The organism is Nonomuraea rosea, from assembly GCF_039539705.1.
Lineage (GTDB): Bacteria > Actinomycetota > Actinomycetes > Streptosporangiales > Streptosporangiaceae > Nonomuraea > Nonomuraea rosea.
Genome location: NZ_BAABDQ010000003.1, coordinates 193,628 through 212,799 on the forward strand (window position 1 = coordinate 193,628; position 19,172 = coordinate 212,799).

14 protein-coding genes are annotated in these 19,172 nt (G+C 72.0%); 9 read left to right on the forward strand and 5 right to left on the reverse strand.

What is annotated here, in order from left to right; all coding sequences use genetic code 11:
- Positions 1 to 4: 4 nt before the first annotated feature.
- The 3 genes from ABEA43_RS08360 (at position 5) to ABEA43_RS08370 (ending at position 5,029) form a co-directional block, all read left to right on the forward strand.
- On the forward strand, positions 5 to 1,234 hold the full coding sequence (locus tag ABEA43_RS08360) for a class I SAM-dependent RNA methyltransferase (RefSeq protein WP_345560787.1): 1,230 nt from the start codon (positions 5 to 7) through the stop codon (positions 1,232 to 1,234).
- A gap of 91 nt (positions 1,235 to 1,325) precedes the next feature.
- Entirely contained in the window at positions 1,326 to 1,775 is a 450-nt protein-coding gene (locus ABEA43_RS08365) for a lamin tail domain-containing protein (protein ID WP_345560039.1), read from the forward strand.
- A gap of 317 nt (positions 1,776 to 2,092) precedes the next feature.
- Positions 2,093 to 5,029, forward strand: coding sequence for an AfsR/SARP family transcriptional regulator (locus ABEA43_RS08370; RefSeq protein ID WP_345560040.1), 2,937 nt, complete (start codon positions 2,093 to 2,095; stop codon positions 5,027 to 5,029).
- Between the two features lie 94 nt (positions 5,030 to 5,123).
- On the opposite strand, the gene ABEA43_RS08375 is transcribed toward ABEA43_RS08370, so the two are convergent.
- Genes ABEA43_RS08375 through ABEA43_RS08390 form a run of 4 tightly spaced genes read right to left on the reverse strand, consistent with a single transcriptional unit; the run spans position 5,124 to position 8,981 of the window.
- Positions 5,124 to 5,723 (reverse strand): response regulator transcription factor, encoded by a 600-nt coding sequence (locus ABEA43_RS08375; protein ID WP_192786541.1) that lies wholly within the window; start codon positions 5,721 to 5,723, stop codon positions 5,124 to 5,126.
- Positions 5,724 to 5,757: 34 nt separating this feature from the next.
- Positions 5,758 to 6,846: a sensor histidine kinase gene (locus ABEA43_RS08380; RefSeq protein ID WP_345560041.1), complete on the reverse strand. Its 1,089-nt coding sequence runs from the start codon at positions 6,844 to 6,846 to the stop codon at positions 5,758 to 5,760.
- Entirely contained in the window at positions 6,846 to 7,964 is a 1,119-nt protein-coding gene (locus ABEA43_RS08385; RefSeq protein ID WP_345560789.1) for a sensor histidine kinase, read from the reverse strand. Before ABEA43_RS08385 ends, ABEA43_RS08380 begins: the two co-directional genes overlap by 1 nt.
- A gap of 48 nt (positions 7,965 to 8,012) precedes the next feature.
- Positions 8,013 to 8,981 (reverse strand): glycoside hydrolase family 18 protein, encoded by a 969-nt coding sequence (locus ABEA43_RS08390; RefSeq protein ID WP_345560042.1) that lies wholly within the window; start codon positions 8,979 to 8,981, stop codon positions 8,013 to 8,015.
- Between the two features lie 145 nt (positions 8,982 to 9,126).
- Between ABEA43_RS08390 and ABEA43_RS08395 the strand changes: the two genes are divergently transcribed.
- The 5 genes from ABEA43_RS08395 to mug all read left to right on the forward strand — a co-directional run bounded on the left by ABEA43_RS08395 (position 9,127) and on the right by mug (position 16,025).
- Positions 9,127 to 10,041 carry an LLM class F420-dependent oxidoreductase gene (locus ABEA43_RS08395; protein WP_345560043.1) on the forward strand — a complete coding sequence of 305 codons (915 nt, stop codon included), beginning with the start codon at positions 9,127 to 9,129 and terminating at the stop codon, positions 10,039 to 10,041.
- Between the two features lie 41 nt (positions 10,042 to 10,082).
- Positions 10,083 to 11,576 carry a 3' terminal RNA ribose 2'-O-methyltransferase Hen1 gene (locus ABEA43_RS08400; protein ID WP_345560044.1) on the forward strand — a complete coding sequence of 498 codons (1,494 nt, stop codon included), beginning with the start codon at positions 10,083 to 10,085 and terminating at the stop codon, positions 11,574 to 11,576.
- Positions 11,560 to 14,022, forward strand: coding sequence for a polynucleotide kinase-phosphatase (locus tag ABEA43_RS08405; RefSeq protein WP_345560045.1), 2,463 nt, complete (start codon positions 11,560 to 11,562; stop codon positions 14,020 to 14,022). The genes ABEA43_RS08400 and ABEA43_RS08405 overlap by 17 nt, the downstream gene beginning before the upstream one ends.
- Before the next feature lie 68 nt (positions 14,023 to 14,090).
- On the forward strand, positions 14,091 to 15,491 hold the full coding sequence (locus ABEA43_RS08410; protein ID WP_345560046.1) for a sugar porter family MFS transporter: 1,401 nt from the start codon (positions 14,091 to 14,093) through the stop codon (positions 15,489 to 15,491).
- Between the two features lie 36 nt (positions 15,492 to 15,527).
- Positions 15,528 to 16,025, forward strand: a complete 498-nt coding sequence (mug, locus tag ABEA43_RS08415; protein WP_345560047.1) for a G/U mismatch-specific DNA glycosylase — start codon at positions 15,528 to 15,530, stop codon at positions 16,023 to 16,025.
- A gap of 69 nt (positions 16,026 to 16,094) precedes the next feature.
- On the opposite strand, the gene ABEA43_RS08420 is transcribed toward mug, so the two are convergent.
- A complete protein-coding gene (locus ABEA43_RS08420) occupies positions 16,095 to 16,844 on the reverse strand; it encodes a CAP domain-containing protein (RefSeq protein WP_345560048.1) in 750 nt (249 codons plus the stop codon).
- Between the two features lie 526 nt (positions 16,845 to 17,370).
- Here ABEA43_RS08420 and ABEA43_RS08425 point away from each other — a divergent pair.
- On the forward strand, positions 17,371 to 19,128 hold the full coding sequence (locus tag ABEA43_RS08425) for an ABC transporter substrate-binding protein (RefSeq protein ID WP_345560049.1): 1,758 nt from the start codon (positions 17,371 to 17,373) through the stop codon (positions 19,126 to 19,128).
- The last annotated feature ends 44 nt before the right edge of the window (positions 19,129 to 19,172 follow it).

The following is a 19,172-nucleotide window of genomic DNA, read 5'->3' on the forward strand; positions in this document are numbered from 1 at the left end:
CGAGCTGACGGTAGGTCCGGTCGCGCACGGCGGTTGGTGTGTGGCGCGCCATGAAGGGCGCGTGGTGTTCGTCCGGCATGCGCTGCCGGGCGAACGGGTCATCGCCGAGGTCACTGAGGAGACCACCCGGTTCCTGCGGGCCGACGCCGTCGAGATCCTGGAGGCCGCGCCCGACCGCGTCGTGCCGCCGTGCCCGTACGCGGGTCCCGGGCGGTGCGGCGGCTGCGACTGGCAGCACGCCACGCCGGAGGCGCAGCGGCGGCTCAAGGAACAGGTCGTGGCCGAGCAGCTGCACCGGCTCGCGGGCATCGAGCGCGAGATCCTCGTCGAGGAGGTGCCGGGGGCCAAGGACGGGCTCGGCTGGCGTACGCGGGTGCAGTTCGCCGCCCTGCCGACCGGCCGGCTCGGCTTCCGCAAGCACCGCTCGCACGACATCGAGGTCGTGGACGCCTGCCTGATCGCCCACCCGGAGGTGGAGGCGGTCGGGGCGGAGGAGTACGACTGGCCGGGGGCCGCCGCCATCGAGGTCATCGCGTCCTCGGGCGGCGACCGGGCCGTGGTGGTCTCGCCGCGGCCCAGGCGCAGCGTCACCGTGCCCGAGCTCGACGCGCCCGCCTCGGTCATGCTCGACCAGGGCAAGGGCCGTACGGTGCCGCGCAAGGGCTCAGGCGTGCTGCACGAGCGGGTGGGCGACCGCGTGTTCCGGGTGTCCGGGAGCGGCTTCTGGCAGGTGCACCCGGGGGCCGCGGAGACGCTGCTCGACGCGGTCCTGGCCTACGCGACGCCGGAGCCGGGGGAGTGGGCGCTCGACCTCTACTGCGGCGTGGGCCTGTTCGCCGCGGGCCTGGCCGAGGGAGTGGGGCCGGAGGGTGCGGTGTTCGGCCTGGAGTCGGAGGCCGCCGCCGTCCGCGACGCCCGCTCCAACCTGCGCGATCTGCCCCAGGCCCGGGTGGAGCGGGGGCGGGTGGAGGAGGCCCTCGACCGGTTCGAGATCGAGCGGGCCGACCTGGTGGTGGTGGACCCGCCGCGCTCGGGCCTCGGCCGCGACGTGGTGCAGCGCATCGCCTCGCTGGACGCCTCACGCATCGTGTACGTCTCCTGCGACCCGGCCACGTTCGCCCGAGACCTGTCCTGGCTGGCCGAACGCGGCTACCGCCTCGCTGACCTGCGCGCCTTCGACGCGTTCCCGATGACTCACCACGTGGAGTGCGTCGGGCTGCTCGTCAAGGAGTAGATCCGGCTAAATACCGGAATTTTCCTGCAAACCGTTCACTGTCGTCCGTCGTCTTTACCTGGGTCACATCCCCCACAGACAGGACTCGACGGTGCGACTTGTCTCCACCTGCGTCGCCGTGCTCGCCGCCACGGCGGCGCTCGGCACTGCGCTGCCCGCCCAGGCCGCGGCCCCCGCGTTACAGATCGTGAAGATCTACTACGATTCCCCGGGGGCCGACCGGCGCTCCAACGACTCGCTGAACGCCGAGTACGTCACCCTGCTCAACACCACGCAGAAGGCGATCGACCTTGAGGGGTGGACGCTGCGCGACAAGACCGGCTACAGCTACGCGTTCGGGCCGGACGTGATACTCGGCGCGAGGAAGCGGATCAGCATCCGGTCGGGCCAGGGTGGCGACGGCACCAGCAGCGTCTACTGGGGACGCAAGCAGTACGTCTGGAACAACGACCAGGACACCGCCTACGTCCGTAAGGCCGACGGCAAGCTCGTCGACTCCTGCTCCTACCGGGCCACCCGGTCGGCGTACGTCACCTGCTAGGCCCGAGGCTGCCCCGCCGCCCGGGGGTGCGGCGGGGCGCCCCGGCTAGGCGCGGCCCAATCGGTGGCGCGGTCGGGGCCGCGGTCCCGCTCTCGGCGGCGTGCACCGAGATCGCGCCGCCCGCCATCGTCGCGCGGGTGGCGCGCCCTTCCTGTGACGATCCATCCGTCTCTCCTCCCAGTCGCCGGCCCGAGTGCGGTCTTGCATGAGACTGCCGTGCGGCGCTGTCCGGACGGTCATCGTTCGGTCACTTCCCGGTCACGTGGCGTGATATCACTGGGGGGTCAGGCGCGGCAGGTCTTCCTGGGCAGGGGTGGATGGGGTTCGCGTTCGGTGTGCTGGGGCCGCTGGAAGTGTCCTGCGACGGCGTGCCCATCGTGATCGGCGCGGCCAAGCAGCGGGCCCTGACGGCGGCGCTGCTGATCGACGCCAACCAGGTCGTCCCCGTGGAGACGCTGGTCGCGCGGCTGTGGGGAGAGCGCCCGCCGGGCGGCGTACGCAACACGTTGCAGAACCACGTGCTGCGCCTGCGCCGATCGCTGAGCGGTGCGGGGCAGCCCCCGCCGGTGGTGTCGCGGCCGGGTGGCTACCTGATCGAGGTCGCCGACGGCGCGCTGGACCTGCACCGGTTCGACGCGCTGCGCGGCCTGGCCAGGACGGCCGCGGGCGATCCCGAGCGGGTGTCCGAGCTGCTGCGCCAGGCGCTGGCGCTGTGGCGCGGGGAGCCGCTGGCGGACGTCGACTCCGAGCTGCTGCGCAGGGAGGTCGCGCCGGCGCTGGCCGAACGCCGGCTCGGCGCGATCGAGTCCAGGATCGAGGCGGACCTGGAGCTCGGCCGGCATGACGACGTGCTGGCCGAGCTGCGCGAGCTGACCGCGGCCCATCCGCTGCAGGAGCGGTTCTGGGCGCAGCGGATGCTCGCGCTCCACCGGTGCGGGCGGCAGGGGGAGGCGCTGCGCTGCTACGCGGACGTGCGTCACCTCCTGGCCGAGGAGCTGGGCGTCGATCCCGGTACGCAGCTGCGCGACCTGCACGGCCGGATGCTCACCGGCGACGCCACGCTCGTCGCGCCCCGGCCCGGGACCCAGGCGGTGGGCAACCTGCCGGCCGAGCTGACCTCGTTCGTCGGCCGGGAGCGCCTGCTCGGCCAGGTGCGTGGGCTGCTGGAGACGGCCAGGCTGGTCACGCTCACCGGGATGGGCGGGGTGGGCAAGACGCGCCTGGCGCTGCGGGTGGCCGCCCAGCAGGCGCCGGCGTTCTCCGGCGGGGTGTGGCTGGCCGACTTCGCCCTGCTGGCCGACCCGGGACGGCTGGAGCCGGCCGTGGCGGAGTCGCTGGGCATCAGGGACCAGTCGGCCCGCCCCACGCGCGACATCCTGCTGCGGCACCTGCGCGACAAGCGGGTGCTGCTGGTGATGGACAACTGCGAGCACGTGGCGCAGGCCGCCGCGGAGCTGCTGGACGTGCTGCTGCGCGGGGTGCCGGGGCTCCGGGTGCTGGCGACCGGCAGGCAGCCGCTGGGCCTCCCCGGCGAACACGTGCTGCCCGTGCCGCCGCTGACTGTCACGGCGGCCGGGGAGCACGTGCACATGCCGCCCCTGACTGTCACGGCGGCCGGGGAGCACGTGCCGCCTGTGCCGCCGCTGACCGTCTCAGCGGCCGGCGAAGACGGTGACGGACCGGATGGGCACCACGAGGGCGGCGGTGAGGCGGTGCGGCTGCTGGCCGATCGGGCCGCCGCCGCGGTGCCCGGGTTCCGGATCGACGGGCACAACCTGGCCGCCGCCGTCCAGCTCTGCCGCCGGCTGGACGGCATCCCGCTGGCGGTGGAGCTGGCCGCCGTACGCCTGAGCGCCCTGTCGCTCGACGAGCTGCTCGACCGGCTCGATGACCGCTTCCACGTGCTGACCGGCCACGCGGACGGCACGGGCCCGGCGCCCAGGCACCAGCGGACGCTGCAGGACGTGATCGACTGGAGCCACGGCCTGTGCACGGAGCGGGAGCAGCGGCTGTGGGCGCGGCTGTCGGTGTTCGCGGGCGGCTTCGACCTGGCCGCGGCCGAGTCGGTGTGCGCCGACGACGAGATCCCGCGCAGGCACGTCATGGACGTGCTCGCCGGGCTCGTACGCAAGTCGATCGTGACCGCCCACACCGCAGGACGCCCGCACGCCACGTACCGGCTGCTGGAGACCATCCGCCAGTACGGCCGTCACCGCCTGCGCGAGCTGGGCGAGGAGATCGAGCTGCGCATCCGGCACCGCGACCACTACCTGCGCACGGCTGCCGACGCCGCGGCCGGCTGGTTCGGCCCGCGGGAGGCCGAATGGCTGTCGCGGCTGCGGCGCGAGCTGCCCAACCTGCGTGCGGCCATGGAGTTCTGCCTCACCTGGCCGGGCGAGGCCGGGGCGGGGCTGCGCCTGGCCGTGCACCTGACCAGCGCCCACACCTGGTTCTTCAACGGCACCCCCGCGGAGGGGCGGCACTGGCTGGAGGCCGCGCTCGCGCAGCGGGCCGGGCTGCCCGCGCCGCTGCAGGTGAGTGGCACCGCGTTCACGGTGTGGATCGCGTTGTGCCAGGGCGATCTGGCGGGGGCCGACGCGCTGATGGCCGCCTGCCGCGAGCGGGCCGAGGGGCTGCCAGGGGGTGACGCCACGCTGACGTTCGCCGAGGGCGTCCACGCGCTGCTCCGCCAGGCCGATCCACGGGCGATCGCGCTGCTGGCGCGGGCCAGGGACGAGCTACGGCGCGACGGGCGTACCGGTGACACGCACATGGCCACGATGATGTGGGCCATGGCGTCGGCCTTCCTCGGCGACAGGGAGACCGCGCTGGCCGCGAGCGGCGAATACCTGGCCGAGGCGCGGGCGCAGCAGGGGGAGTGGGCGCTGTCCTGGGCGCTGTGGGGGGCCGGGCTGGCGGAGCTGCGGCACGGAGACCCGCGGCGGGCCGCCGAGCTGCTGGGCGACGGCGTGGGGCGTCAGCGGGCCCTCGGTGACCGCTGGTCGCCGACCTGGGGGACCGAGGTGCTGGCCTGGGCGGTCGCGGCGGGCGGCGACCACGTCAGGGCCGTGCGCCTGCTCGGGGCCGCCGATCGGTTGCGGCAGGAGTTCGGGGTGATCCTGGCGGAGCCGTTCAGCCAGGCCCACCTGGACGTCGCGGGGCGGCTGCGGGTCTCGCTCGGACCCGAGCGGTACGCCGCCGCCTTCGCCCAGGGGGCCACCGGTCCCGGCCGCGGGGGCCGGCCGCGCTCATGAGCGCCCTCTTCCGGTTGCGGAAGGAGTCGTCGCCGCCCCCGTGCGCCGCCCCGGAGACGGCTACCAGCGCCGCCCCGGAGACGGCCGGCAGCGGTCAGAGCCAGCCCATGCGCTGGGCGGTGCGGATGGCTTCGAGGCGGTTCTGGGCGTTGAGCTTGGTCATGGCGCTCGACAGGTAGTTGCGCACGGTGCCCTCGGTCAGGTGCAGCTCGGCCGCGATCCTGGAGATCGTGGCCCCGTCGCCGGCCAGCCGCAGCGCGTCGCGCTCGCGTTCGGTCAGCGGGCTGTCGCCGGCCGCCATCGCCGCCGCCGCCAGCTCCGCGTCCAGGTAGCGGCCGCCCGCCTGGACCTTGCGGATCGCCATCGCCAGCTCCTCCGCCGAGGCGTCCTTGCCGAGGAAGCCGCTGACGCCCGCCGCCATGGCCCTGCGCAGGTAGCCGGGGCGGCCCAGGCTGGTGAGGATGACGATCTTGCATTGGGCGCTGATCTGCTCGGCCGCGCTCAGGCCGTCCATGCCCGGCATCTCGATGTCCAGCACGGCCACGTCGGGCCGGTGCTCGGCCACCGCGGCCACGACCTCGTCGCCCCTGCCCACCTGGGCGACGACCTCGATGCCCTCCTCCAGGTCCAGCAGGGCCGCGATGGCGCCGCGGATCAGGTGCTCGTCGTCGGCGAGCAGCACGCGGGTGGTCATGCGGGCACCAGCTCCTCGAACGGCGCACGGATGGTCATGCGGGCACCGCCGCCCGCAGCACGTAGCGGCCTTCGAGGGTCGGCTGCGCCTCCAAGGTGCCGCCCGCCGCGCGCACCCGCTGGGCCAGCCCGGCCAGGCCGTTGGGCGCGTGCTCGCCCACGGGCCCGCTCACCCCGTCGTTGGACATCTCCAGCACCCCATCCTCGATCGTGATCGTGCAACGTTCGGCCTTGCTGTGCTTGAGCACGTTCGTGGCGCCCTCGCGGACGACGGTGGCCAGCAGCGTGCGGGTCTCCGGCGTCAGGGCGCCCGTCTCTGCGCGCACGACGCAGCGTACGTCCGCCGCCTCCAGCACCGCCCGCACCCCGGCCAGCACCTCGTCCAGGTCGATGGCCCGATAGCTCTGCACGACGTTGCGCACCTCGCGCAACGACCGCCGGGCCAGGTCGCGTACCTCGAACATCTCGGCCGCCGCCGCCGCGCCGTCCGCCGCCAGCACCCGCTCGGCCCCGGTCGTGCGCGCCGAGATGTCGGTGAGGCTCTGCCCGAGCAGGTCGTTCAGGTCGCGGGCGAAGCGCAGCCGCTCCTCCGAGACCGCCAGCCTGGCCAGCGCCTCCTGGCCTTCGTGGGCCTCCTTGGCCACCTGCCACAGCCACAGGTTCGCCAGCAGGCCGCCCGCGCAGACGACCGTGAGCACCGTCTGCACCAGGAACAGCGGCAGCACGAACCCGCCGAACACGCCCACGTAGACGTTGACGACCACGATCGACACGACCGACAGGACGATGATCGTCCGCCTGCGTACGAACGGCGCCATCAGCCCGAGCCACACCGGGATCGGGTACACGACCGGGAAGACGGCCAGGAGCAGGACGATCGCCCCGGTCACCGCCAGGATCGCCGTCGGACGCCGCCCGCCCCGCATGGCGATCCTGAACGGCCGGGTCGCCAGCACGTTGAAGACCAGCAGCAGGACGGCGGCGGCCAGGAGCAGCGGCCCCGGCACCCCGAGCTGCCAGCGGATGTACAGGTCGTAGTAGCCGAAGAGGGAGATCAGCAGGAGGAAGTCGGTGGAGTAGACGATCAGCCAGCGGACCTTGTCCAGCCTCGTCGCCCGCCGCATCACGCGGGCACCGCCGCGCGCAGCAGGAACTCCCCGGCCGGCGTGGGCTCGGCCGAGACGGAGCCGCCGGCCGTGGCCAGCCGCTCCGACAGGCCGCGCAGGCCGTTGCCGGGCGCGGACGAGCGCGCGAGCACGCCGTCGTTGAGCATCTCCAGCACGCCCCCGTCGATCGTGATCGCGCAGCGCGTGGCGGTGCTGTGCTTCAGCACGTTCGTGACGCCCTCGCGGACCGCCCACGCCAGCAGCGTCCTGGCGGCCGGTGAGAGGCCGTCGGCCCTGGCGTCGATCACGCAGCTGGCCCCGGCCGCCTCCAGCGCCGCGCGCACGCCCGCGAGCTCCTCGTCCAGGTCGAGCGCCTGGTAGCCGTGCACGGCCTGCTGCACCTCGGCCAGCGAGTCACCGGCCAGGGCGCGGATGTCGGCCATCTCGGCCGCCGCCCGCACCGGGTCCTTGGCCGCCAGCTTCGCGGCCAGCTCGCTCTTCAGCGTGATGACCGACAGGCTGTGCCCGAGCAGATCGTGCAGGTCGCGGGCGAAGCGCAGCCGCTCTTCCGACACCGCCAGGCCGGCCTTCGCCTCCTTGCCGTCGTGCGCGTCCCTGATCGTCCACCAGAGCCAGCGCCACAGCAGCATGCCTCCCGTGATCAGGGTGGCGCTGAGCACCTCGGGGATCAGCACGCCCGGCCACGGCTGGCCGGTGATCGCCACCACGTAGCCGGAGACCGCGCCGACCACGACCACGCCGAGGCAGGCGGTCACGGCCAGCGGGAGGTAGAGCGCGGCGATCGACAGCCACAGAGCGCCCACCTCCAGCCAGGTGGCCGTGCCGTCGAGCGGCTGGCGCGGCAGCAGGGCCACCGAGACCGCCGCGAGCACCCCCGCCGCGACCAGCTTCAGCGTGGGCCGCGGCCGGGCGTCGTAGGCGTTCCTGAGCAGGAAGGGGAAGAGCGCGAAGAAGCCGAGCAGGCACCCGATCACGATCGTCCCGCCGAACGCCGAGATCCTGCCGTTGACCAGGTGGAGGACGATGAGCGTCAAGTAGAGGGCGCCCATCATGCCGATCATGGCGTCCATCCAGTAGAGCAGGATCTTTCGCGCCGTCTCCGGACGCGCCGCCATCACGCAGATCTCCCCGCTCTATGAAGCCCTCGGCTTTGAATCCTATCTTCAGGGAGAGGTGCTCCAGAGGATTCGTGATACGTCCGCCTTTGGTGCGACTCCGCGTAGCGACAGCCAGGCCAGCCCGTGGCGGCTGGCGTAGGCGGCCAGCGCGCGGGCGTCCGGCTCGCTCAGGTCGGTACGGCCGTCCAGCACGGGGGTCAGGGCGACGCGGGGCCACGCCTCCTCGGGGTCCGGCAGGCCCTGGGCCTCCGCGATCTGGTCCCTGGCCGCCCGCACGGCCGCCGCCACCCTGAGCAGGCGGCCGGTGGGCGCGGTGCGCGGCTCGATGCGGGACAGCAGGTTGACGGTGGCGATCGTGGCGCCCGCTCGCTGGGTGGCGCGCAGCATCTCGACGTCGTCCGAGCTCAGCCCGTACGGATGCAGCGGCAGCGTGAAGCCGACCCGCAGCCGCCGCTCCCGCTGCACGGCGTGGATGGCCCGCGCCCTGCGCAGCACCGCGGCCCGGTCGGCGCTGTCGCGGACCTCGAAGTCGATGGCGGCGGCGTCGAACACCCCGACCACCCTTCGGTAGGCGGAGGCCAGCCCGCCCGGCCTGCGGCAGGTGACGGCCAGCTCCTGGCCGTCCGGCCCGCCGAACACGGGCGCGGCGTCGCCGCCCAGCGCCCTGAGTCGGCCGATCCGGTTGGCCACCGGGTTCCCGCGCCGGTCGAGCGGGCCGTTCCACTTGGGGATGCATCCGTCGCCGCCGGAGACGAGGTGGCCCAGCGCGTACCGGCGGACCCCGGTGCGGCGGGCCTCGGCCGGCAGGTCGAAGCCGGGATCCTCGGCGGTGTCGACGAACCCCACGAACCGGGCCGGCTCTTCTGCCAAACCCGCGGAGACGGCAGGGGTGTGCTCCGCCACCTGGGTCGGCTCCGGCGCGGGAGCGGCGCCGGCGGGGAGCATGCGGATCGCGACGCCGGTCGCGGCGGTGAGCGCGAGCGCGCCCAGGACGGCCAGAGGGCGGGGGAGCACTCCTGGCTCCCGGCTGTGCCGCGGCATTGGACACTCCACGTGGTCGATCGGCTACGTACCGCGCAGGACTCGAACGCTAGCAAGTGCGTCCGAAGCGGCGCGGGTCTTTTCCGGTTCACGTCCGTTCTGTGCGGATAATGTGGTCATGAAGCTGCGGATCTTCACCGAGCCACAGCAGGGCGCGACATATGACGACCTGCTCGCTGTCGCCCAGGCCACCGAACGGCTGGGCTTTGACGCTTTCTTCCGGTCCGACCACTACCAGCGCATCGGCGCGGGCGACCCGGGCTCAGGCTCGACCGACGCCTGGATCACGCTGGCCGGCCTGGCCAGGGAGACCTCCAGGATCAGGCTGGGCACCCTGGTGACGCCGGCCACGTTCCGCCTGCCGGGCCCGCTGGCGATCAGCGTCGCGCAGGTGGACCAGATGAGCGGCGGCCGGGCCGAGCTGGGCTTCGGCACCGGCTGGTTCGACGCCGAGCACACCGCGTACGGCATCCCGTTCCCGCCGGTGGGCGAGCGGTTCGGCCGGTTCGAGGAGCAGCTCGAGATCGTCAACGGACTGTGGACGGCGGAGAAGAGCTACTCCTTCGAGGGCCGCTACTACCGGCTCGTCGATTCGCCCGCCTTGCCCAAGCCTGTGCAGCGGCCGCGGCCGCCGATCATCATCGGCGGGTTCGGCGCCAAGCGGACGCCGAGGCTGGCGGCGGCGTACGCGGACGAGTACAACGTGCCGTTCCGCACGCTCGCCGACACGGCCGAGGCGTTCGCGCGGGTGCGGCAGGCGTGCGAGGAGAACGGGCGCACCGTGACGTACTCGGTGGCGCAGACCACGGTCGTGGGCGCCGACCAGGCGGAGGTCGAGCGGCGCGCCGCGGCCATCGGCGAGAACCCCGACAACCTGCGCGCGGGCGGCCTGGCCGGCACGCCGGCCGAGGTGGTGGCGAAGATCGGGAAGTTCGCCGAGCTCGGCGCGGAGCGGGTCTACCTGCAGATCATGGACCTGGCCGACCTGGAGCACCTGGAGCTGATCGCGGCGGAGGTCCTTCCCCACGTGTAATCGGTTGGCGGTGGTTCGGGGCGTTACGGCAGACTTGGCGCGTGCTGCTGACGATCACGACCACCGCGAGCCCCGCCACTGACCTCGGCTTTCTCCTGCACAAGCATCCAGAGCGCGTGCAGGAGTTCAGCCAGTCGTTCGGCACGGCCACGGTGTTCTACCCCGAGGCGGGCGGCGAGCGCTGCACGGCGGCGCTGATGCTCGAGATCGACCCGATCGCGCTGGTCAGGTCGCGGGGCAAGAGCTCGCCCGACTTCAGCCTGTCGCAGTACGTCAACGACCGCCCGTACGCCGCCTCCTCGCTGCTGGCGGTGGCGCTGGGGGACGTGTTCCGGACCGCGCGGGCGGGCCGCTGCAAGGCCAGGCCCGAGCTGCCCGGCACGCCGCTGCCGCTGGAGCTGCGGCTGCCGGCGCTGCCCTGCCGCGGGGGTCCCGAGCTGGCACAACGGCTGTTCGAGCCGCTCGGGTGGACGGTGGAGGCGCAGGCGTCCCCGCTGGACGAGAGCTTTCCCGAGTGGGGCGAGTCGCGCTATGTCCGGCTCACCCTGAGCGGCACCGCCCTCCTGTCCGACGCGCTCAACCACCTGTACGTGCTGCTGCCGGTGCTCGACGACGGCAAGCACTACTGGATCGCGCCCGACGAGGTGGACAAGCTGATCAGGGCGGGCGGCGGCTGGCTGCACGCGCACCCGGAGCGCGGCCTGATCACCCGGCGCTACCTGGGACGGCGCCGGTCGCTGGCTCGCACCGCGCTGGCCAGGCTGGCCGAGCTGGGCGACGAGACCGAGGAGGCGCTGGAGCCCGCGGTCGAGGAAGAGGCACCCGCCGGGGTGACCGCCGCCGACGAGGCCGCCGCCGCGGAGGCCGAGGTCGCGGAGGCCGAGGTCGCGCAGGAGACCGAGGGCGAGCCTGAGCCTGAGGCCAAGAGCAAGCCGCTCAACGCGCGGCGGCGCGAGGCCGTGCTCGCCAAGCTGGCAGACCTGGGCGCGGTCAGCGTGATCGACCTGGGCTGCGGCCAGGGCGAGCTGGTCGGCGCGCTGCTGGCCAAGCCCAGGTTCGCCCGGGTCGGCGGCATGGACGTCTCCTCGATGGCGCTCACCATCGCGGCCCGCAAGCTGCGCCTCGACCGCATGCCCGACAGCAAGCGCGCCCGGCTCACCCTGTTCCAGGGCGCGCTCACCTACACCGACAAGCGGCTGTCCGGCTACGACGCGGCCGTCCTCATGGAGGTCGTCGAGCACGTGGACCCGCCGCGCCTGGCCGCGCTCGAACGCGTCGTGTTCGCCCACGCCAAGCCGGAGCACGTGATCGTCACCACCCCCAACATCGAGTACAACGTCCGCTACGAGTTCCTGACCGGGCTGCGCCACCCCGACCACCGTTTCGAGTGGACGCGCGCCGAGTTCGCGGCATGGGCCACGGGAGTGGCCGCGCGGCACGGCTACCAGGTCGTGTTCGAACCGGTCGGCGAGGACGACCCCGAGGTCGGCCCGCCCACCCAGATGGGAGTGTTCACCCGTGATCAGCGTTCCTGAGCTCTCCCTCGTGGTGCTCGTCGGCGTGTCGGGCAGCGGCAAGTCCACGTTCGCCGCCCGGCACTTCAAGCCCACCCAGATCATCTCCTCCGACTTCTGCCGCGGGCTGGTCGCCGATGACCAGAACGACCAGTCGGCCACCCCGGCGGCCTTCGACCTGCTGCACCACATCGTCGGCGTGCGCCTGGCCAGGGGCCTGCTCACCGTCGTGGACGCCACCAACGTCCAGTACGCCGCCCGCCGGAGCCTGCTCGACCTGGCGAAGAAGCACGACGTGCTGGCCGACGCCATCGTGCTCGACGTGCCGGAGGAGGTGGCCATCGAGCGCAACGCCGCCAGGCCCGACCGCGACTTCGGCGCCGGCGTGGTGATCAGGCAGCGCAAGGACCTGCGCCGCTCGCTCGGCAAGATCTCCAACGACGGGTTCAGGCGGGTCCACGTGCTGCGCGGGCTCGACGAGATCGAGAACGCCACCGTCGCCTACGACAAGGCGTGGTCGGACAAGACCGACCTGACCGGCCCCTTCGACATCATCGGCGACGTCCACGGCTGCCGCGCGGAGCTGGAGACGCTGCTGCGCGAGCTCGGCTGGGAAGGCCTCAAGCACCCGGAGGGCCGTACGGCGGTGTTCGTCGGCGACCTGGTGGACCGCGGGCCCGACTCGCCGGGCGTGCTGCGCCTGGTCATGGACATGGTGGAGGCGGGCACCGCGGTCTGCGTGGCGGGCAACCACGAGCAGAAGCTGGTGCGCGCGCTCAACGGCCGCAAGGTCAAGGTCGCCCACGGCCTGCAGGAGTCGCTCGACCAGCTCGCCGCGCAGCCGCCCGAGTTCGTGGAGCGGGCGCGGACGTTCATGGACGGCCTGCTCAGCCACTACCGGCTGGACGGAGGCCGGCTCGTCGTCGCGCACGCCGGGCTCAAGGAGGCCTACCACGGCCGCGCCTCGGGCCGGGTGCGCTCGTTCGCCCTGTACGGCGACACCACCGGCGAGACCGACGAGTACGGCCTGCCGGTCCGCTACCCGTGGGCCGACGAGTACCGGGGCCGGGCCATGGTCGTCTACGGTCACACCCCCACGATCCGGCCCGAGTGGGTCAACAACACGATCTGCCTCGACACCGGCTGCGTGTTCGGCGGCCACCTGACCGCGCTGCGCTACCCCGAACGCGAGATCGTCCAGGTTCCCGCGGAGCAGATGTGGTACGAACCGGCCAAGCCGCTCGGCGGCACCCCCGCCAGGGACCCGGGCATGCTGGACATCAACGACGTGATCGGCACCCGCTACGTCGAGACCGGCTTCGGCACCCGCGTCAAGGTCATGGAGGAGAACGCGGCCGCCGCGCTGGAGATCATGAGCAGGTTCGCGGTGGACCCGCGCTGGCTGGTCTACCTGCCGCCCACCATGGCCCCGCCGGAGACCTCGTCCCTCGACGGCCATCTGGAGCACCCGCACGAGGCGTTCGAGGAGTTCGCCGCCGCCGGGGTGCGCGAGGTCGTGTGCGAGGAGAAGCACATGGGCTCGCGGGCCGTGGCCGTGCTGGCCAGGACGCCCGAGGTGGCGGCTGAGCGGTTCGGGGTGACCGACGGGAGCGCGGGCGCCGTCTACACCCGTACCGGGCGGCCGTTCTTCGCCGATACGACGCCGCTGGTCGAGGGGCTGCGCGAAGCCTGCGAGCCGCTGTGGGCCGAGCTCGGCTCCGACTGGGTGGTGCTCGACTGCGAGCTGCTGCCCTGGTCGGCGAAGGCCGGGGAGCTGATCAAGTCGCAGTACGCCTCCGTCGGGGCGGCGGCCCGTGCCGCGCTGCCGGAGGCGGTCTCGGCGCTGGAGGCGGCGGCCGGGCGCGGCCTGGACGTGGGCGACCTGCTGGCCCGCACCCGGCGCCGCGACGCCAACGCCGCCCTGTTCCGTGCCGCCTACGCGCGTTACTGCTGGCCGGTGGACGGGTTGGAGGGGATCAGGGTGGCGCCGTTCCAGATCCTGGCCTGTGAGGGGCGGGCCACGGCGCTGGAGCCGCACGCCTGGCACCTGTCCACGCTGGCGCTGCTCGACTCGCCGCTGATTGCCAGGACCGGGCACGTCTTCGTCACGCTCGACTCGCCCGCGTCCCGGGCCGAGGCGACGGAGTGGTGGGAGTCGATGACCGCGGCCGGCGGCGAGGGCATGGTGGTCAAGCCCGCCTCCTACGCGCCCGGCCGGGTGCAGCCGGGGGTCAAGGTGCGCGGCCGCGAATACCTGCGGATCATCTACGGCCCCGACTACACCGAGTCGCTCGACGTGCTGCGCAGGCGCTTCCTGGGCAAGAAGCGCGCGATGGCGCTGCGCGAATACGCGCTGGGCCTGGAGGCGCTGTCGAGGCTGGCGGCCGGCGAGGCGGGCTGGCGGGTCCACGAGCCGGTGTTCGCCGTGCTGGCCCTGGAGTCGGAGCCGGTGGACCCGCGTCTCTAAAGCTTGGGTAAGTGCGGCCGTATGCTGAGTGACCTGCGGGTATGCCCCGATCCGGGGGAAGGACCTGTATGGCTACTCAGTACACCCATCATGAGCATTTGGGCCACGTCGTGTTCATCACGGCGGCGGCGGCCATCGGCGGGTTCCTGTTCGGGTACGACAGCGCCGTCATCAACGGCGCCGTCGTCGGGATCCAGAAGTACTTCCAGGTGGGTCCGGTCGAGATCGGGTTCGTGGTGGCGATCGCGCTGCTCGGCTCGGCCGTGGGGGCGTGGGTGGGCGGCGGCCTGGCCGACCGGCTGGGGCGTACGAGGTCGATGCAGGTGGCGGCGCTGTTGTTCGCCGTCAGCTCGATCGGGCAGATGCTGCCGTTCGCGATCTGGGACCTGGCCTTCTGGCGGGTGATGGCCGGTTTCGCGATCGGCATGGCCTCGGTGCTCGGGCCGGCGTACATCGCCGAGGTGGCGCCGCCCGCCTACCGGGGCCGGCTGGGGTCGTTCCAGCAGCTCGCCATCGTGCTCGGGATCGCGGTCTCCCAGCTCGTCAACTACCTGATCGCCCGGCTGGCCGGCGGGAACGTCAACAACCAGCTGCTGGGCCTGGACGCCTGGCAGTGGATGCTGGGCGCGTGCGTCGTGCCGGCCCTGCTGTACCTGCTGTTCGCCCTGACCATCCCCGAGTCGCCCCGCTACCTGATCATGTCGGGCCGGACCAGGCAGGCGCGGGAGGTGCTGGCCGAGGTCGAGGGCGACGACGTGGACATCGACGGCCGCATCGCGGAGATCCAGCGCGTCCTGCGGACCGAGCGGGTGCCCGGGATGAAGGACCTGCGCGGCCCGGCGTACGGACTGCTGCCGATCGTCTGGATCGGCATCGCCCTGTCGGCGTTCCAGCAGTTCGTCGGCATCAACGTGATCTTCTACTACTCGTCCGTGCTGTGGCAGTCGGTGGGCATCAACCAGAGCGACTCGCTGCTGATCAGCTTCTCCAGCTCGATCATCAACATCATCGGCACGTTCATCGCGATCTCGCTGGTGGACAAGATCGGGCGCAAGCCGCTGCTGCTCATCGGCTCGGCCGGGATGGCGATCTCGCTGGCCACCGCGGCGTGGGCGTTCAGCGCGGCCAGGACCGTGGGGGACTCGGTCCGCCTGCCGGATCCGCAGGGCGCGATCGCGCTCGTGGCGGCGAACGTGTTCGTGCTGTTCTTCGCCTTGTCGTGGGGCGTGGTCGTCTGGGTGCTGCTCGGCGAGATGTTCCCGAACCGCATCCGCGCCGCCGCGCTCGGCCTCGCCGCCGCGGCGCAGTGGGTCGCCAACTGGCTGATCACGGTGACGTTCCCCGCGCTGGCGGCCTGGAACCTGCCGCTCACGTACGCCATGTACGCGCTCTTCGCGCTGCTGTCGTTCCTGTTCGTGGCCAAGTGGGTCAAGGAGACCAAGGGCCGCAAGCTCGAAGACATGGGATGAGGCGGGAACGGGCGAACGTCGGCTAATCTCCGGCACGTGCTCGAAGACGTCCTGATCCCGCCGCTCGACGTGTTGTTCTGCGGCATCAACCCCGGGCTCATGTCCGAGGCCACCGGGCATCACTTCGCCCGGCCGGGCAACCGGTTCTGGCCCGCGCTGCACCTGTCCGGCTTCACGCCGCGCCTGCTCGCGCCCGCCGAGCAGCGGCTGCTGCCCGCGTACGGGCTGGGCATCACGAACATCGTGCCCCGCGCCAGCGCCAAGGCGTCCGAGCTGACCCGGGAGGAGCTGGTGGCGGGCGGGGCCGGGCTGGCGGCCAAGGTGATGCGGGCCGGGCCGCGGGTGCTGGCGGTGCTGGGCATCTCGGCGTACCGGACGGCCTTCGAGCGGCCCAAAGCGGTCATCGGGCCGCAGACCGAGCCGGTCGGAGGCGCGCGGGTGTGGGTGCTGCCGAACCCGAGCGGGCTCAACGCGCACTGGACCGTGACCACGATCGCGGGCGAGCTGGCCCGCCTGCGCGCGTCACTGGCATAGCCCCCGCGCGCCGCTGCCGGGCCACGGCGATCACCATGGCCCGGCAGCGGGTGGCGGAAGGGGGCGCTCCTACTTGGCGGCGAAGTCCTGGGTCCAGACGATCTGGCCCCCGGAGGTCTTGGCGGCGCCCACGCCGATCAGGTTGTACTTGCAGTTCATGATGTTGGCCTTGTGGCCGGCGCTGTTCATCCACGCATCGACGACCGAGGCCGGGGTGGGCTGGCCCTTGGCGATGTTCTCGGCCCAGCCGGAGCCGCCGGTGAACCCGGCCGCCCTGATGCGGTCGAGGAAGCTGCGGCCGTCCTGCGAGGTGTGGCTGAAGTAGTTGTTCTTCGCCATGTCGGAGGAGTGGCCGAAGGCGGCGGCGCGGAGCTGCGCGTTGTGCGTGAGCGGCGCGCAGCCGCCCTTGGCCCGCTCGGCGTTGGTCAGCCTGACGACCTCGTTCTCCTCGGTGGTGCCCACGGAGCCAGAGGAAGGAGGCGGCGTGGTGGCACTGGAGGTGGGGCTCGGCGAGGGCGTCGGGGTCGCCGTGCCGGTGGGCGTGGGCGTGGGGGTGCTGTCGGGGGAGCAGGTCAGCTTGGCGGCCTTGGACCTGGCGGTGCGGCCCCGGTAGTCGGTCGCGACCGCGTAGTAGGTGCCGGGCTGGCAGGTCACGGCGAGGGTGATGCGGCCCTTCCTGGTGGCGCCGCTCTTGACGACCGGGTCGGTGCCCGGGACGGCTCGCTTGACGCGGATGCGCAGCAGGGCGGAATTGAAGCAGCCGCGGCGGGCGGCGGATGTCTCGATCTTGAGTGCGGTGCTGAGGCGCGGCTTGGCCACGCTGATCCGGCACCTTGCGGCCTCGGCTGCGGTTCCCGTGGTTCCAGCAGTGGTCGCGATCGCGGCCTCGGCGGCGCTGAGGGGCGTAACGAACGCCGCCAGGCTCACGAGTCCGGCAAGTACCCCTAGGGGTCTACGCATAGGGGGATTCCTCCAGTTGCGGTTGAGGCTGGATGGCACCGCATTCTGTCGGGATCGAGACCTATTTGTCATGAAATTTGGGACATTTCCCTGCAACACCGGTAAACCAAAGTGACGCGAGGTGCGTCCGCGCAGGCCACCCGCTCACGTCTCGAAAGCGTCACGACCCTTGACGGAGCGGACATCCGGAATTTACGTTCGCGGTACTTATCCGGTTCAGCAGGTCCCGCAACCTGCGACTACTGAAGAGTGATCGCTCACCGGTCTCCTTGGCGGGGGCATGCTCCGCAATCTGTTGGGAGCGCTCCCAGGAGGCCTGGTCCATCGGGGTGTCTGTAGCAGACGTTCGAACCTTCGCGCCGGGCGCGGAGGAAGGAGAGAAGCGATGCGTAACCGGGCTCGGATCCTGATTCCGCTCGTGGCGGCGGGCCTGCTGGCCACGGCCTGCACCGGCGGCGGATCCACACCGACCCCGCCGGCCACCCAGGCGCCGAGCCAGGGCGCGACGGCCAGTGCCAACCCCGACTCCCTGCCACGCAACGAGACGCTCTACACGACGGGCACCCAGTGGGGCCCGCCCGCCAACTTCAACCCCATCAGGGAATGGGACTCGGCGAGCGGCACCAAGGGCCTGGTGTACGAGACGATGTTCCACTACGACACCACCGCGGCCAAGCTCACGCCGTGGCTGGCCGCCAGCGGCACGTGGACCGACGACACCACGTACGAGGTCAAGCTCCGCCCGGGCGTCAAGTGGGCCGACGGCCAGCCGCTCACCGCCAAGGACGTCGTCTTCACCTTCGAGCTCGGGAAGATGGAGACGATCCCGTACCACAACCTGTGGGACTGGCTGAAGACCGTCGAGGCCACCGACGACCAGACCGTGAAGTTCACCTTCTCCAAGGCCAACTACCAGGAGTGGGACTTCATGCTCTACACCCGCTCCATCGTGCCCGAGCACGTCTGGAAGGGCCGCAGCGAGAAGGAGGTCCTCGACGGCGTCAACGAGAACCCGGTCGGGACCGGCGCGTACACGTTCATGAGCAAGGACCAGGACCGCGTGGTCCTGCAGCGGCGCGACGACTGGTGGGGCAAGGCGGCGCTCAACATGGAGCCCAAGCCCAAGTACATCGTGGACATCGCCACGCCCAGCAACGAGGTCGCCATGGGCCTGCTGCTGCAGCAGAAGCTGGACCTCAGCAACAACTTCCTGCCCGGCGTGGCCAACCTCGTCCAGGGGAACTTCGGGCTGACGACGTACTACAACGAGCCGCCGTACATGCTGTCGGCCAACACCGCGTGGCTGGTGCCCAACACGACCAAGAAGCCGATGGACGACCCGGCCTTCCGCAAGGCGCTGGCCTCCTCGGTCGACGTCAAGAAGATCGTCGAGGGCGTCTACGGCAACCTGGTCAAGGCCGCCAGCCCGACCGGCCTGCTGCCGCAGTGGGAGCAGTTCGTGGACCAGGCGGTCGTCGGTAAGTCCGGGTTCGCCTTCGACGCGGCCAAGGCCAAGAAGCTGCTCGCGGACGCCGGCTACAAGGACGGCGACGGCGACGGATTCGTGGAGAACAAGGACGGCTCGAAGATCAGCCTGTCCCTGATCGTGCCGTCCGGCTGGACCGACTGGATGGAGTCGGCCAGGTCCATCGCGGCCAGCGCCAAGTCCGCCGGCATCCAGATCACGCCCGACTTCCCCGACTACAACGCACTGGTGGAGAAGCGCAGCAAGGGCGACTTCGACCTGCTGGTCAACAACGAGCGGCAGCTGTCGAACTCGCCGTACACCTACTACGAGTACATGTTCCAGCTCCCCGTGCTCAAGCAGCAGAACACGGTCAACTTCGCCAGGTACGAGAACAAGAAGGCCTGGGCGCTCGTCCAGCAGCTCGACCAGGTCAAGACCGACGACGTCGAGGGCATGAAGAAGATCGCCTCCCAGCTCCAGGAGATCCATCTCGCCGACATGCCGGTCATCCCGCTCTGGTACAACGGCCTCTGGGCGCAGTCCAGCACCAGCGTGTGGAAGAACTGGCCGGCCGCGGCCGGCAGCGCGCCCAAGACCGGCGCCGTGATGTGGCGCAACTGGCTCGAACTGGGCGGCTTCGAGACGCTCACCCAGCTCCAGCCTTCGGGCTCCTGACCCGCCGGCCCCCGTCCCTCCGCCCCGTCACCGTCCGGGGCGGA